A 15,205-nucleotide genomic window follows, 5' to 3' on the forward strand; every position below is an offset into this window, starting at 1 on the left:
CGGCGTAGGGCTCGCGGCGGCAATGGCGTGCAAATCGGCGGGGTCGTGCTTGTCGTCCGGTAGCCGTTAGTCAGGCGCGAGGGGCAGTTCGTCGATCGCCGCCACGGCGTCAACAAGCTGTCGTCGCAGGCTCGCCAGACCGATCGCCAATACCAAGTCTTGCCGATCCGCCAGGCTGAGCATCGTGCGGAGGACGAGATCAGAGTGTCGCATCAGGATTACCAGGTTCTCCCCGCTGGGGCTGTTCTTGCCCTCGAGCCAATTCCGAACCGCGCGCTCGTTTGAGCGCGTGAGCTGCGCCACGGTCTTGTGGGCGGAGGGGGGGGTGCCGAATTCCGCCTTCAGCGCTGCGGCGATCGCCGCGGCGAGCGGCTCGTTTGGCTGGGGCGACGGAAAAGAGTTTCCAGTTTTCGACTGAAGTTTTCGGTCTTTCTCGGAGAACGACATTCGTCCTGACTCCCAATAGATTTGGTGGGAAGTCAAACCTGTCCGCTCGGAGCCTAAACGAAAGCAACCTGTGTGATGAACTTATCGGAGTCGGTCATTTCTGAAGTATCGCCGCGACCTACGGTGCGCGCCGCGCAGTATGTCCGTATGTCGACGGAGCATCAGAAATATTCGACCGAGAACCAGGCCAAAATCATCGCCCAATACGCCGCTCGGCGTGGCTTCGAGATCGTGAAGATCTACGAGGAATCGGGCAAGAGCGGCCTTCGGCTCGATGGTCGGCTATCGCTTCAGCGCTCATCGCCGACGTGCGAGGCGGTCAGACCGACTTCAAGGCGATCCTAGTCTATGACGTGAGCCGCTGGGGCCGGTTGGCCTACGCCGCTATCTCGTAGATGAGCATCGCCAGCCCAAAGCGGTCCTCAATCATGGAGAGCAGAAGAGCCTGCAAACGGACCGGGTCGTGCTCAGGCCGGGGCCACCTGAAGAGATCGAGGTGGTCCGGCGTCTCTACCGGATGTTCGTCGTCCAGCGCCGCACCGAAACGGAGATCGCCGCAGCCCTCAATGATGAGGGCATCCTCACCGATCTTGGTCGGCCATAGACGCGCGGAACCGTTCACCAAGTGCTGACCAATGAAAAGTACATCGGCAACAACGTCTACAATCGGGCGTCCTTCAAGCTGAAGGCGAAGCGGGTGGTGAACACGCCCGATATGTGGGGCCGGGGCGATGGGGCTTTCGAGGCGGCCCAGCGGATTATCCAAGAGCGCAGCCGCCGCTTCACCGACGAGGAGCTTCTTGGTCGGCTGTCTGCTTTGCTCGTCGAGAAGGGCTGGTTGTCGGGCCTTGTGATCGACGAGGTCGAGGACATGCCGTCCAGCTCGACGTTCCGACACCGCTTCGGAAGCCTGGTGCGTGCCTATCAGCTTGTTGGGTACGCCCCCTCGCGGGATTATCGCTACATCGAGACCAATCGAACGCTGCGGACACTGCATCCCGATGTCGTGGCACAGGTCATCGCCGACATTGGCGCGGCCGGCGGCACGGTGCACCGCGACCCCGTCACCGACCTACTGCATATCAATGACGAGTTCACGGCCTCGCTGGTGATCTCTCGGTGCCACATCAGCCCTGCCGGCGGGCTGCGCTGGAAGGTGCGCTTCGACAGCGGGTTGAGGCCCAGCATCACCATCGTGGCCCGGATGCAGGAAGATAATGCCGCCATACACGACTACTACTTGCTGCCATGGCTGGACGTCGGCGCCACGCCGAATCTGAGGCTCGCACTAGAGAACGGCATCCTGCTCGATGCCTACCGCTTCGATACCTTGGAGGCGTTTTTCGATCTGACGCGCCGCGTGCCGCTGAAGGTTGCCGCATGAGCGCACCGCTCCCCGAAATCCGCTCGGTGCCGGTCGATCTGATCACCATTCTCAACCCGCGGGTACGCAACAAGCGGATCTTCCAAGAGCTGGTGAATAGCATTGCCCATCTCGGGCTGAAGAAGCCGATCACGGTCAGCCAGCGACCCGGAAAGACGCGGTTTGACCTGGTGTGCGGTCAGGGTCGCCTCGAGGCCTTCATCGCACTTGGTCAGACCGCAATCCCAGCCATCGTGATCGATGCGGCCGAGGAAGATTGTTACGTGATGAGCTTGGTCGAGAACCTTGCGCGGCGCCAGCACAGCCCATTGGAACTGGTTCACGCCATCGGCGCGCTGAGCGCCCGGGGCTATTCGCACCCGGAGATCGCCGCCAAGGTCGATTTCTCGGTCGAATATGTCAGTGCGATCTGCCTGTTGCTCGACAATGGCGAGGAAAAGCTGATCGCGGCGGTCGAGCGCGGCGTCATCCCGCATTCGATCGCCATGGAGATCGCCCGCGCCAAGGAAGGCGAGGTTCAGCAGGCGTTGGCGCAGGCCTATGAGGAAAAGTCGATCCCGGGCAATCAGGTGCTCGCGATCCGGCAGATCATCGAACAGTGCAACACCAGCGGCAAGCAGCTGCATAAGCGCGGATCGCGGGTTGGTCGCACCCAAAAGCCTGTCACATCGGAGAGCCTGATCCGCGCCTATCAACGCGAAACGTAGCGGCAGAAGCTGCTGATCAAGCGCGCCTCCTTGGCGCGCAGCCGGTTGCTGTTCGTGGCCAACGCCATGCGGCGTCTGCTGGCCGACGATCATTTCGTGACGCTGCTGCGGGCGGAGGGGTTGAGCACCTTGCCGCGCGCACTGGCCGAACGGATTGGACCGACGAAGGCGTAAGATGTTCGATACGGTCAAAATCTCCTTCGAGCGCAAGATCCTAGCCCTCCCGATCGGTGAGCTCTTGGCGACCAAGGCGCTGCCGGCAGGGGTGCGTGTGTCCGTCAAATATCGCCGGATCGCAGCATCTGTTGCGGAAGTCGGGCTGATCGAGCTGCTGTCGATCGCGCGCCAGAAAGGCGGCAGCTACCTTCTCCTCGACGGACACATGCGGCTGGATGCCCTTCGGTTTCTTGGTGCGACCGAGGCCCCTTGCGTTGTCGCCGACGATGACGAGTCCTTCACCTACAATAAGCGGGTCAACCGGTTGGCGACGATTCAGGAACACTACATGATCGTGCGCGCGCTTGATCGTGGGGTGTCGGAGGAAAAGCTGGCGCGCGCGCTCAATGTCGACGTGAAGGTGATCCGCCAGTGCCGCCATCTGCTGGCAGGGATCAGCGGGGATGTCGCCGAGCTGCTGAAGGACAAGCCGGTTGGGCACCACGCCTTCCAGAAGCTGCGCAAGATGAAGCCGATCCGTCAGCTCGAGGTGGCCGAACTGATGGTGTCGGCGAACAATTATACGGTCAGTTATGCCAAGGCGCTCCTGGCGACCTCGAAGCCGTCGGATCTGCACAAGCCGGACGAACTCAAGAAGGCTACGGGGTTGTCGGCCGAGCAGATGGGGCGTCTCGAACGGGAGATGGCGTCGGTGAGTGAGGACTATAAGGAGCTTGAGGTCTCCTATGGCGACGACTTGCTGGTCTTGGTCGTGGCGTCCGGCTTTATCGAGCGCTTGCTGGCGATGCCTGAGATCGAGGGATTTCTGGCAGGGCGGCCCCCCGAATTTCTGGAGAATTTCCGCGCCATCGTGCAGGCCATCTCGCTCGATCAATCGATGACTCCCTGACAGTTCAAGCTTGGGGACCGGGACCCAGAAGCGCCGGAACCGTCGGAGAAGCCGCCGCGAGGGGCGGATCAAGGGCGGTGGCGGGGATGGCGGCGAACCCGCTCGGAGCCCGCTAGGCCAGTCGTCATAGGGCTGGCTGCGTGCCGTTCGCGGCATGACTGTTCTGGAGCGCGCCGATCATTCCGGGTCGGTGCGCTCCAATTGCTCTTTATGTCGGAATTATCGCGCATCTCAGATGCGCGATAATTCTTGCACGCGAAGCCGGATGGTGGGATTAACGCGCATCTGAGATGCGAGATAATCCTATGGCTCTTCATTTGGTCGGTGAGACAATTGACGCCAAGCGCGCGCATCAGCGCGCGCAGGCCGGTGAGTTGATCCAGCTCGTGCGCGGGGTTTACGTCGACGACCAAGGGGATATCGAGGCGACGATCCTCGGTCATGCGGTCCGGATTGCACACTATCTCTATCCCAACGCCTATCTGTCGTCGGCGAGTGCAGCGCTACTCGCGCCGATGCCCGATGGGCGGCTGTTTATCAGCGGCCGCCGCAACCAGCGCACGCGGTTGCGGACGCTCGAGATTATCCAGAACGAAGCGCCGAAGCATCCATCGACGGCGATCGCTGTCATCGGTGACGACCTGGGCGAATTACGCATCGATGCATCATCACCGCGCCAGCGCTTTCTCGAAGCGTTCCGCCTGCGCAGCGAACATGCGAGCGCGGTTACCGCCGACATGCGTGCGCAGATGGCGGCGCGTCTGGTGGAGGAGCATGGGACGCCCCAAGCCGCGGCCGACGCCGTCTGGGTGCTGGCGCGTGAGAATGAATGGTATCGCGAAGGCGAAGGCGCCGAACGCTTCCTGCTGGCACAGCCGGGCGTCGCCAAGGCGCCGGTCAACAAGGCGGCGCTCGATCTCATCGTCGCCTGGCACGGTGAACCGCTCGGCCGGCTGACCCACGATGGATTCGAATGGCGCTGGAAGCCGGGGCGTCGAGCGGGACCGGCCCTCGTGCGCGAAACCACGCCGGGCAAGCTGCCGGCCTTTATTGAATCGCTGCTGCCCGAGGGCTGGTTGGCGCAGGTTCTCCATGAACGCGATGAACGCGAGGCGCTTCGGCGCGGACGGCGATATATGTCGAACATCGTCATCGTCGAGGGGCGAGAGGAACTGGCTGCACTGCCTGCCGACATTCTCACGACAACACTGGCTGGATACATCGACGCCGGTCGCTTCACGGGCCGCTACGCAGGTCCGGCGCGGGGCGAGATCGAGGAGACCTTCGAGCAAAATCTGGCGCGCATCTTCGCGCGCGCGGAAACACCGCGCCTGTCGGGCGTCCAGATCAAGGCGCCGATGAGCCTGATGCCTGATGGCGCCCTCGTTCCGGCCATCGATCAGCCGTTCAGCCATATCCTCAAGCCCGCTGGCACGGCGGGCTTCGAGACGTTGCCGGTCGTCGAGTGGCTTTGCCTGGAGCTTGGCCGCTCGGCCGGGTTCGATGTGCCCGATGCCGCGCTGCTGGAAATGCCGGATGGCATGTCGCCTGCACTGGTCGTCGAGCGGTTTGATATCCGTCGCGGGCCTGCGGATCAGCGGCGTCTGGCGATGGAGGACTTTTGCTCCATTCTGGACCTTCCCGCATCCGCCAAATACGACGGAACGATCGAGCGGATGGCACGCGGCCTACGACCGCTGTCGACCGATCCGGCCGGCGATCTCGATATCCTGTTCCGCCGGGCCGTGTTCGCCTGGCTCATCGCCGATGGCGATATGCACCTCAAGAACCTCGCTGTGCTCAAAGTCGCCGAGGTGGATGCCAAGGCCTTCACGAGCGTGCGCTTTGCGCCGCTGTACGACGCCGTCACCACGCGCGTCTTCCCAGGTCTGGGGGGCGATCGCATGGCGCTCAAGCTCAACGGCAAGGATGACCGCCTGACGCGCCAGGACTTCCTCGCGCTGGCGCGGACAATCGGCGTATCCGCCGGAGATGCCGAGACTGCGATTGCGGACCTGACCGCGCGTGTGGCCGACCGGGCGCAGGGGCTTCAGCTACCTGCCTTCTCGGCCGAGGCTGAGGCCGCCAAAACAGCGCAGGACAAGGTGATCGCGTTGGTCGGGGAACGCTGCACGGCACTTGCAGCTGAAGGCGACTGAGTGGCGCGACGTTACGGTTGGAGTCGGATCTGCAGGTCGTCGAGATCATCTGCCGCCATGGCGGTTCCCATGAGGCTGTGAAGATACTCCAGTAGGTCTTCCTGACGCGGTTGCCCGAACGCGAGGCGATAGACGGTCAAGCTCCGCTTGAGCCATTCGAGTCGTCGGACCTCGCGGCTGAACGGGAGCATGGGCACGCGGCGTTCGACCTTCACCGGACCTTCGTAGATCCAGCAGGGAATGAGGTCAGAGTCATTCTCGGTCTCAGCGCGAGCTGCGTCGAACATGATCTGCCAAGGATCATCGTGATCTGTCTCGCGCCCACGCACCACGTCGACCTGCCGATGCGCCAGATTGAGGCGGATGGCGTGACCCTTGAAGCGGTGGACACGCCCCTCGCGCTGCTCGAGATCGACGGGATTTCCGGGCAAGTTCCAGTGATAGAGCCGATAGCAATAAGGGTGAAAGTCGAGGCCTTCTTGTCCGATGGAGGTCGTGGCCAGCGCGAAGGGTCGGAACGGTGAGTTGAAGGCGTCGCGAACGCTGGAGAGGCGTGCGGCGCCGCCTTCCTCGTCCTTGCAGTCGGCCAGGCGCATGGCGAAGCGCCCGCGCATCTGGAACTTGTTGATCACCAGCTTCTTACCGTCGACCGTTGGATCCTCGACATCGATCTGCGAGGGACGAATGGCCAACGGCTCCGAGATCGCCTTGCTGATTCCAGCGATACGATCAACGGCTGGCTTGGCGCCCAAGCCCTCGGCGTCGAGCAGATAGTGGACGTACTCGTCGAGAACGGCCTGAAGGTTATGCTCAACGCCGTAGGTCAGCACCTGGCGCCAATAGCGGTCATCGTCGTCCTTGCGGAGGAGGGCGACGGCGTCGTGCTGGTTGAAAAGCGTGCGGAAACCCCAGGAGATCTGGTTCGCCGCCTTCAGCAGTCGATGATCGTCCCAAGCGAGATCGGGCGCGATCCGGTGCAGGGCGCGCAGCGCACAGACTGCGGGGCTGCCGAGAGCGACATCTACAAGGAGGTCAATCAGCGTGTCCGGTATGGGTCCAAAGGTGCGTTCGGTCGTCACAGTCCGCAGTTCGGCGACATGCTCCTTGAAACCCTCTTCGTTGCCGAGGAGGGCGAAGCCGTAAGGCGAGTTGACCCAGGCGACGGAGCTGGCTTTTGCCATGGCGTCGATGACGGCCGGGGCAGCCCATTCCCAATCGCGGCCATCTGCGGTGTCGCTTGACCGCTCGGCGAGCGCGGCGACGCTCTCGCGCAAGCGCTCGGCGACGGCTTTACGCATGGCGTCGACCGACAGGACTTCGTTCGACGCTCCAAAGATCGCAAGAGGGTCGGCAAGGCGCGCCAAGGTCGGCGACGGATAGACCAGGTGCATTGCCCGCATGGCGACAAGCCGCCCTTGGTTCTGCCGGAACTGGATGGGACGTGGGCGAACATGACCGAAATATCGCTGCCCCGAAGCGCCGACGCCCATACGGCGTTCGGCCTCGTAGGACAGGATTGACGCGATCGCATCGGGCACCATCGACCAGGATGAGAAGATCAGCGCCTTGGTCAGCGGCGGCCCGGATCGCTCGGGACCGTAATAGGGTAGGGATGGCGGGATCCACAGATGTTGATCGAGACCATCGCCGAACACGTCTTCCATGACGCCGCGCATCCGACCGTTAGCGGGTTCGAGCGGCTCGTAGGCGTCAAGCCGGTCGCGATCGAGCATGGCAGGCCGTGCGCGATCGAGCGCCGCGCACAGATTGGGCGCCGGCTTGTCGAGCTGATCTTTCAATAGCCGCTTGAGCGCATAGTCGCGCATGAAGTTGAGGAGGTAGGGCGCGGACTTCCAGTATTCGGTGATCTCAGGCGCATCGAGGGCGCGCGCAACGTCCGATACTGCTGCGGCCTGGCGCAGATCAGACGGCAGGATCGTGATGGCCATCGGCGGCTCGCTCACCATTGAGTCGCGCTCGATGGTGCTGGCCACGCGTTCGGTGCGCGCCATTACCTTGCGCAGCCGGTCCTCGACGACATGGCGCGCGCCGATGGCCTCGTTGCGCGCGCCGGGCAGCGCATGAAGGAAGCCGCGAAACTCGCGCATTTCGCGTTTCAGCGCCTTGGCCACGTCGGGACCGTTGGTCCGACCGTAGAGGAAGGACAAGGTCTCCAGAAAATCTCGGTAATGTTCGCCGTCGTCGGGTTCGTCACCGGACAAGGTCAGCATCCGGTAGGGTGTGGCGGAGAGCAGAAGCGTACGCGCGGCATGATCCTTGCCGTCCGAGTAGTCGAACAGCTCGCGCGCCAGGTCAGCAGCCGGGGTTTCGCCGTGGAGCAAGTCGCGGAACCGTTGAAACTCATCCATGATGATGAGGTCGGGTTTCAGGGCGTCGATGCAGGCGTGCGAGAGTTTGCCGCGAAGGCGGCCGACCAAGGCATTGCGCCGCTGGTTCAGCTCTTGAGGATAGGTGTCACGGCGACGTGGGAAGAGGTCGCAGACCGCCTCCAACTCCGTGAACAGCTCGGCGTCTTTTTCGACGTCGCGGCGGAAGCGATCGATGATCCGTTGATCGACACCATCCAGGGACAACTCGCGGACGGCGCCATTCCAGCCATCAACACCGGCGGACACCTGAAGCAGATTGTGCAAGCCGCGCGGCCGCGACACCCGGTCTTCGAGCATCCGCAGCAGCAAGGCGCGTTCCTGTGTAACGCCTGTGGTCGAGCGTAGGTCAAAGGTCGTGCCTGGTGTCAGGCTGATGAAGTTGACCTTGTTGGCGTCGAGCCCCTGATCGCCCCGGACCTGGAGCGGTATAAGGGTCATGCGGGTCGGTAACGCCAGCTCGCGTCGGCCAAGCACATTGAGGCGATTGATGTTCTGAGCCGCAATCGCCTGATTGGAACAGATGTAGAGGATATCGATCCGATCTGTGCTGTCCCAAAGTTTCTCGATGGTGCGGGCGATGACGCCGCGCGCGACCATGGTTTTGCCAAGGCCCACTTCGTCCGCGACAAGGAATTGCCTGACGGGATCCTGGTCGCCGTAAAGCCGGTCAAACACATAATCGACTGTACGACGCTGAAAAGCTTTCAGCGGAGCGAGGGAAGCTTCGGCTTCAAACCGGTTATCCGTCATGGCTGAGGCCCTGATCTTGGAGGGCAATGCGGAAAGCATCCCAAAGGGTTCGGAAATCGCTGGGTATCGGATCGGCGCCGGTATCGTTGCAAGCCTCCAATCGCGTCATCAGGCGTTCGATTGCCTGAAGTCTTTCGCCTCCACGACACAAGGCGCGAACCATATCTTCCAAGAGCGGTGCGTCGTCGGCGGCACTGGCCCAAGCCATGCTGCCGGAACCTTCCAGCGCCGCCAAAGCCGCGCCGAATGGATCGCCGAGTTCTGACAACAGGAGCCGCAGATAGCGAAAGAACGCATCTCGGCTGTCGATCACCCAGCGAAGGATCGCGGCATGGCGTTCGGGCGGAAGGCCTTCCATCACCAGACTGGTGCTGAACAGGGCTGACACCTGGGCACCGTCTGAGGTCAACCGAAAGGCCAGAAAGCGGGTGAGGTCGACGATCGGCATGGCACCGAGATCGACGGCCGTTCCTGCGCGAAGGGCATCCAGCACATCGCTGGCATGGCCATCTCCTCGGGTGATGGGCCAAACCTGCAGCGAGGCGATGCCGACAAGCGGCAACGGCTCCGTGGGAATGAGCCAGACGCGCCACGGGTGCGCATCGCCGTCAATGCTCTCGATCCGCTCACAGCGCAGGCGCAATCCACCACGGCACAAGGCGCGGCGTGCGTCGTTGAGCCGGGCCTCTGCGGCGATGGTGGCGGGATCAATGGGGTCAAGCTCGCTGGTAACGAAGTTGCGGGTGAGGCGCCCAAAGCCCTTCTCGCCCATGATCTGCTCGACGCTGCCGACCTTAGATCGCTTGCCTCTGAGCGAGGCGAAGAGCTCCACATTGTTGCCCGACAGAAGGGCAGGACGCGTCGCGTTGCCAGACCCAATCGTCAGAATCGTGTCCCAGCCCGTCTCGGCGATGAATGCCTTGGCGTGTAGTCCCTGAAGCGCGCTGGTGGAGACCTCCTCGCCGTCTTCGCTGGCGGCCATTTCGTCAAGGACGGAAACGCGTTCAAAACCGTCCAGTATGGCGCTGTCGACGCAAGCCAATTGATCCGGGCGGCTGATGATGACGGGCTTTTCTGCTGTCGGCAGCCCGCTGAGCAGGTTGAGCGCACTGGTATCGCAAAAGGGCGAGATGATGCCCAGTCGCGCGCAGGACGCAGGCTGCCAGATTTTGCCGCCGAACCCGTTGACCGCGAAGCTGATCTCGTCGAACCGGTCGGGCACGGTCCACCGGGCGCGCCGGATATCTTCGGCAACCTCTGCGGTCAGTGCGCGCGCATCGTCGGAGATGCCGGCGACGGCGAGATCTGGCAGTCGGCTCAGAAGATCGAACAGCGGCCGGTTGTTCGCATCGGGGCGGCGCGTCAGCTCGCCATCGAGGCGTAGCGAGATGTCCCAAGACCGATCTCGCGTAAGGTTGCGCGAGAGCACCAGCAACCGCAGGAGCGTCAGGTCTTCGGTGCGCGTCGGCCGATAGCGGAGAGCCCAGAGCTTGGGATGGAACGCACCTCCGCGCGGTGCGGCGACTTCGACGATGATGCGTTCGAGCAGAGAGCAGAGCCGTGAATGAGGGCGGCTTTGAGCATGTAGATGCCCTGCATCGGCATAGATGACGAGGCGTCCAGCGATCCGCTCGGCACCTTCGAGCAGCGCCAGTGGGTGGGTAAGAATGTCGTCACGATTTTCAGCCGCGAACAGGGCGAGGCTGACGGATGCGGCGAGCGCGGTTTCGAAATCGAGCGAGAAAGTCGTCGCGATCGCAGCGTCGAAGACATAGCCCGGAGGGGGCTGCAGGCTGTCGCCGTAGAGAACGCGGGTTTCCGGATCGAGCGTCGTTCTATTCAGCACTGGCAAGATCCCGCAGGTGCGACTTGGCTTGCGCCCATCGGAAGGTCAGCGGCTCGACACCAGAAGCGCCTGTCCAACGGTCTCGCACGGCTCGGTTGGCAAATCGGGACTGGCTTGTTTTCAGTCGCCGCTCGCGATCCTGCACAAGACGGGCGGCCGGTGTCAGCGCACCGTCTAGGACGCTGCCCGCGGTCAACAGGCCAAGCCATTCGGCGACGAAGCGTTTGGCTGCTGGCCGGATGCTGTGTGCGGGATGATCGATCGCCGCCCAGAACGCATCCAGTGACCAAGCCCGGATTGCGGCCATGTCTAGGCTGGATTGCCATTCGGCAAACCGGACCTCGTATTTCTCGATCCATTCGGCCCGATCACGGAGCCGGCTGAGCAGCAAGTTGTAGAGCAGTGAGGCGCCGTGCATCACGCTGGAGAATATCGCGCCATGGCGGACCAATGTGCGGGCGTCGTCAGGGAAATCGGCAAGATGGGGGTGCTCCCAGATGTTGTCGCATTCAGCTTGGCTGGACCCGCTTCGCGCCAAAAACGCCAAGAGGCTGTGAGGTTGATGGGCAACGAGCCGGTCGATGATGAACTGGGCCTCATCGAGCGAGAGCTTGAACTGCGTATGGTCGAGCAGGTCGGTGGGACGCGCTGGCAGCGTCGGGGTCCAGATCTGAAGGGCTTGGGCCTCGGACGCTGAATCCTCGCTTTCACGGACACGAGGCCGCGCGCGTTGGAGATGGCGCATGGAGGAAAAGAGGTTGTCGGTTGAGCCTGGGAAGAGACGGATGCCCCATGTGCCAAGCCCAGCCCAGTAGACCGAACTGGGCAGTCTCTGGAGGTCCGCACCGGCGTCCCTACCAATGATGCCGTTGGACTCTCCGCCGGCCTTGAGCGCGTTGGCGAGCCGGTTTTCGAGGGCGCGCGCTTCGCTCGCGAGCTGATCCGCCCCGGCCGATGATCCTTCGAGCATCTGGAACAGCCAAGGGATGAACAGCATGTAGCGCAGCCGGGTTTGGATCGTGCTTGTGCCCGGGAAAAGGTGATCGGCGATCGAATCGCGGATGCCGCCCAGACCCAGTTCGTCGCGGGTTTCCCGCTCCTGGAATAGCGCCATGATCCGCTGCGCGCGCTGGCGTTCAGCTTCATCGAAATCAATCCAGGCGAGCGATGACATTTTCGATCCAATTATGTTGGGTCGCGCCTTTGGCGTAACTAATTGACTAGCTTCGGTTCGCTGCGAGCAGAGCGCCGCTTCTCTACACACACACGGGGGGAGGAGCACCCGCTACCAGTGATCGCTAAAGTGATCGCGAAGGCGGTCCAACGATGGTGGAACGGTGGTGCCAGCACAGACACCTAGATAGGTGGCTGCCCTTGTTGCACCTACGTAAAGGTAGCGCTCGAACAGCGTCGGCTCTGCCTCCGCCAATTCCTCCACACCTACGAAGAACACAGCCTCGAACTCGAGGCCCTTGATGTGACGCACATCGAAAACCCGAATCTCGTCATCGCGGCCAATAATCTTGCCGTCTACACAGGCGACAGCGTGGAGATTCTGATCCTCCAATATCTCATTTAACGCTTCGGCTAGAGGTCGAACGGCAGCTTCCTCATGCACCAGCACAGCGATTGACGGCAAAGGGCGAGGTGATACGGACCTCTCAATCTCAGAAAGTCGGCGAGAAAGCCATTGAGCTACGTCGGCGGGGTCTGACAGACCTGAGGTGATGACCGGTGCCACTGCATCGTTGTTTACATCGACAGGAAGGTCAGCATCAGCAGGATTGGCGCTGGCAGGATCTGCAAGCGCGTTTGCTAGATCGTTCAGTTGGCGGCTCTGACGATAGGCTATGGAGATTTTCTGAATCTTGAGCCCTGGTTCAACCCACCGGAGGCTCTCCTCGGAACGACTACCCCACTCCGTAATACGCTGATTGAAATCTCCGCACGCGAAGAACGAAGAGATTGGGGCAATTGCCAAGCCTCGCATGCAAGCAAGTTGGACAGGAGAAAAATCTGGCGCTTCATCGACCAGGATCTGATTGCGTTGAATCTCACGTACAGCTTTCAGCGCCTCATAGGCAGGAAATTCGATATTTCGTTTGATACGGTTGTCCGTCAGCAAAGAATTCGCGGTACGAAGCATTGCTAGGATTATGACATCCGCCTCGAGCGGGTGTATGTCCCGACCAACAAGTTGGTCGGAATACCATTGTCCACCACGCCCCGCTCGGCGGAAAGTGCGGTATCGTGCAGGGATACGGTTGAGATAACCGCGAACGGGCGCGCTGAAACGGTTCAATGCTAGCTGAACGGTTAAGCGCTCGGCGAGACTCGCAACCTCCGTTTCATTGAGGCCGCGATCGCCGATCCAATCTAGCACGGCAGATGTTCGTGTGGCCGCACCGCGGCGCCGCGAACGCGTGCGTCTCGCTTGCAAGCGCAGAGCAGCATAGTAGGCGCGCTGCGCTGCTGCGGGCTTGTTCGTAGGCCGTTCTTCTTCGTCCTCTTCCTCATCTTCGAGATCGTCGTCGATAGAGTCGGTTTGCTCATCCAATTTGTCGAGGAAACTAATAAGCTGTTCAAAGAAATTATCGCCGCCTTGGCGGGCTTTCGCCTGCGCACGCGTTAAGGCAGCTTTCAAAACGCTATCAACCTCACTGCGGACCCTACCGAGCACCTTGCGAACATCGTCATTCAAGGCGGCGAGCGCGTAGATTGCACTCGCACTTGAGGTGCTGCGGGCACTCCCTAATGCCGATGACAAGCGGCCCCCAAGTCTGACCACTTCCTCATCCGAGCTGTCAGCCAGAGCGTTGCCAGCGCCATCAAGGCCCGACCAAAATTCGTCATCTTGCTCGGCATAGAACTGTTCAAACCAATCGATTGGCCGTTCATATGCAGAATCAGTAATTGTGGCGGCGCTGACTTTCATGATGAATGGGCCACCGCCGTTGGCAGTTCGCAAGATAGGGAAGTGGTTGCGCGATAGCTCCTTACGATGGCTCGTCCATGTCTTAATCCGAAGATCGGAGGCGGGGACATTGTTGCGGCTGAAGGCTTCTTTTATGTATTGGCCCAGCAGGTCCGTTGGCGTGAACATGATCCAGCTTTGGCCATGCGGAAGTGCGGAGGGCGAGGCTTCTACCATTTCTTGTTCTTCATCGCTCAATCCGTGAGGATCGAGCTTCTGACCGAGTCGACGGATAAGCGTCGTGGTTTTGCCGGTTCCCGGCGGCCCTAGGATCAGCAATTGGGAATCTAGCGGCAGCCTGAAAATCTCGTCCTGGAACTCATCAAGCACCGCCTGATCGCGCAACTGCATCTTGTCGATGATCCCACGCTTACGACCGACGGTGATGTTTTCGTCAGCTTCAGCAGCGAACAAAATGCGCTCGATTTCGTCGAGCGCATCATTTGAGCCGCCAGTCTCAGCAAGTAGGCGTAGAAGCGACGCTACCGTGACAGTCTTCTGGCCGTCAGCTTCAAAAACGGTATTCCGAGAGTCCCAGCCGTCAGGTAGCGATTCGGCATGGAAGAGCGCTCGATCAACGACCTCAAGCGATCCTCCTGGAACATCGATATAGCCGCCAGGCCGCAACGATGCGAGGCGACCGATGCGAGCGTTGTAGCTCGCGAATTTAAGCCCATCGTTGCCTAAGCCAGACGGTGCAAAGCGAGAGATATAATATGTCGTTTGAACGTCATTCTCATCGATTGCGACAACACGCGCGATCGCAGGCTCACGAGCGAGGATTTGGTGGCCGTCCAACATTTCTCGGCCAATTTCGTTGAGCTTGGCCACCGCCTTTTCGGTAGTCAGCGTGTTGAGTGGCGCTAAGCTCTCTGCAGTTGGTCCCCGAAAACGAGCGAGTTCGTCGCGAGCTCGCACAGACACAGTCTCAAATATATTGAGTGCCTGATGAGCGATTTCGCCAATATGGTTGTTTCGATCGGCGCCCAAACTCACTCCCCCCTTCTCAGCAGTCATACTTGCAACCAGGTATCGAGAAATCCAGCGCAAATTCCTTCTGCGTGGAATATTGTTTTCGCTAAGCAGGGTGGCCACTACCGCTTGGTACTGCGATAATCTCGCCGCTGGTCATAAACACGATCATGCCTCGATCGGCCGATGTCATGTCGAGATAGGCGCCCACCTGGGCACGATAATGGTCGATCATTGCAGGCGAAGGCTGCACGTCGCTTTTCCAATCGACGACAACGGTTGGCCTACCCGCGTTATCGAAGCTGGTGGCGGTGACGTTGCCCCTTGGAGCTAATCCAGTTTGAATTAGGCTCTGGCCCGACGAGAAGGACCAGAGATGAAGCGCAACCGATTTTCCGAAGAACAGATCATAGGCATATTGAAGGAGCGCGATTTGGCCTGCCCCTATCGGGTGGTCCGGTTTCAGTCTTAGTGCATGATGGGTCTCGGCGCCAAGGTAGATGCCTGGGG

The 15,205-nt window shown here is 61.2% G+C and carries 12 protein-coding genes; 6 read left to right on the forward strand and 6 right to left on the reverse strand.

Annotated features, from left to right (window positions below; all coding sequences use genetic code 11):
- Positions 1-66: 66 nt before the first annotated feature.
- Complete coding sequence (locus ACN0WF_RS17810) at positions 67-447, reverse strand: hypothetical protein (protein ID WP_417280887.1); 381 nt, start codon at positions 445-447, stop codon at positions 67-69.
- A gap of 147 nt (positions 448-594) precedes the next feature.
- Here ACN0WF_RS17810 and ACN0WF_RS17815 point away from each other — a divergent pair, with 147 nt between their 5' ends.
- From ACN0WF_RS17815 to ACN0WF_RS17840, 6 genes are all read left to right on the forward strand, one after another.
- On the forward strand, positions 595-792 hold the full coding sequence (locus ACN0WF_RS17815) for a recombinase family protein (protein ID WP_417280899.1): 198 nt from the start codon (positions 595-597) through the stop codon (positions 790-792).
- 172 nt (positions 793-964) lie between these two features.
- On the forward strand, positions 965-1,051 hold the full coding sequence (locus tag ACN0WF_RS17820) for a hypothetical protein (RefSeq protein ID WP_417774119.1): 87 nt from the start codon (positions 965-967) through the stop codon (positions 1,049-1,051).
- Positions 1,052-1,072: 21 nt separating this feature from the next.
- On the forward strand, positions 1,073-1,831 hold the full coding sequence (locus tag ACN0WF_RS17825; RefSeq protein ID WP_417280889.1) for a hypothetical protein: 759 nt from the start codon (positions 1,073-1,075) through the stop codon (positions 1,829-1,831).
- Entirely contained in the window at positions 1,828-2,538 is a 711-nt protein-coding gene (locus tag ACN0WF_RS17830; RefSeq protein WP_417280890.1) for a plasmid partitioning protein RepB C-terminal domain-containing protein, read from the forward strand. Before ACN0WF_RS17825 ends, ACN0WF_RS17830 begins: the two co-directional genes overlap by 4 nt.
- A gap of 175 nt (positions 2,539-2,713) precedes the next feature.
- Complete coding sequence (locus tag ACN0WF_RS17835; RefSeq protein WP_417280892.1) at positions 2,714-3,604, forward strand: plasmid partitioning protein RepB C-terminal domain-containing protein; 891 nt, start codon at positions 2,714-2,716, stop codon at positions 3,602-3,604.
- Positions 3,605-3,909: 305 nt separating this feature from the next.
- Positions 3,910-5,763, forward strand: a complete 1,854-nt coding sequence (locus ACN0WF_RS17840; RefSeq protein WP_417280893.1) for a type II toxin-antitoxin system HipA family toxin — start codon at positions 3,910-3,912, stop codon at positions 5,761-5,763.
- An 11-nt stretch (positions 5,764-5,774) separates the two neighbouring features.
- On the opposite strand, the gene ACN0WF_RS17845 is transcribed toward ACN0WF_RS17840, so the two are convergent.
- The 5 genes from ACN0WF_RS17845 to ACN0WF_RS17865 all read right to left on the reverse strand — a co-directional run.
- Positions 5,775-8,903: a DEAD/DEAH box helicase gene (locus tag ACN0WF_RS17845; RefSeq protein WP_417280894.1), complete on the reverse strand. Its 3,129-nt coding sequence runs from the start codon at positions 8,901-8,903 to the stop codon at positions 5,775-5,777.
- Positions 8,893-10,749 carry a hypothetical protein gene (locus tag ACN0WF_RS17850; protein ID WP_417280895.1) on the reverse strand — a complete coding sequence of 619 codons (1,857 nt, stop codon included), beginning with the start codon at positions 10,747-10,749 and terminating at the stop codon, positions 8,893-8,895. Before ACN0WF_RS17850 ends, ACN0WF_RS17845 begins: the two co-directional genes overlap by 11 nt.
- On the reverse strand, positions 10,739-11,923 hold the full coding sequence (locus tag ACN0WF_RS17855; protein ID WP_417280896.1) for a DUF6361 family protein: 1,185 nt from the start codon (positions 11,921-11,923) through the stop codon (positions 10,739-10,741). The genes ACN0WF_RS17850 and ACN0WF_RS17855 overlap by 11 nt, the downstream gene beginning before the upstream one ends.
- Before the next feature lie 111 nt (positions 11,924-12,034).
- Entirely contained in the window at positions 12,035-14,818 is a 2,784-nt protein-coding gene (locus ACN0WF_RS17860) for an ATP-binding domain-containing protein (protein ID WP_417774115.1), read from the reverse strand.
- On the reverse strand, positions 14,802-15,205 hold a 404-nt coding region (locus ACN0WF_RS17865), incomplete at its 5' end, for a hypothetical protein (RefSeq protein WP_417774116.1). The genes ACN0WF_RS17865 and ACN0WF_RS17860, both read right to left, overlap by 17 nt.

It is taken from the genome of Stappia sp. (assembly GCF_048268045.1).
Classification (GTDB): Bacteria; Pseudomonadota; Alphaproteobacteria; order Rhizobiales; family Stappiaceae; genus Stappia.

What these genes read in the sequence shown, in the direction of transcription:
- ACN0WF_RS17810 (WP_417280887.1), bottom strand. Translation starts at nt 447, where the DNA reads ATGTCGTTCTCCGAGAAAGACCGAAAACTTCAGTCGAAAACTGGAAAC.
- ACN0WF_RS17815 (WP_417280899.1), top strand. Translation starts at nt 595, where the DNA reads ATGTCGACGGAGCATCAGAAATATTCGACCGAGAACCAGGCCAAAATC.
- ACN0WF_RS17820 (WP_417774119.1), top strand. Translation starts at nt 965, where the DNA reads ATGTTCGTCGTCCAGCGCCGCACCGAAACGGAGATCGCCGCAGCCCTC.
- ACN0WF_RS17830 (WP_417280890.1), top strand. Translation starts at nt 1,828, where the DNA reads ATGAGCGCACCGCTCCCCGAAATCCGCTCGGTGCCGGTCGATCTGATC.
- ACN0WF_RS17835 (WP_417280892.1), top strand. Translation starts at nt 2,714, where the DNA reads ATGTTCGATACGGTCAAAATCTCCTTCGAGCGCAAGATCCTAGCCCTC.
- ACN0WF_RS17840 (WP_417280893.1), top strand. Translation starts at nt 3,910, where the DNA reads ATGGCTCTTCATTTGGTCGGTGAGACAATTGACGCCAAGCGCGCGCAT.
- ACN0WF_RS17845 (WP_417280894.1), bottom strand. Translation starts at nt 8,903, where the DNA reads ATGACGGATAACCGGTTTGAAGCCGAAGCTTCCCTCGCTCCGCTGAAA.
- ACN0WF_RS17855 (WP_417280896.1), bottom strand. Translation starts at nt 11,923, where the DNA reads ATGTCATCGCTCGCCTGGATTGATTTCGATGAAGCTGAACGCCAGCGC.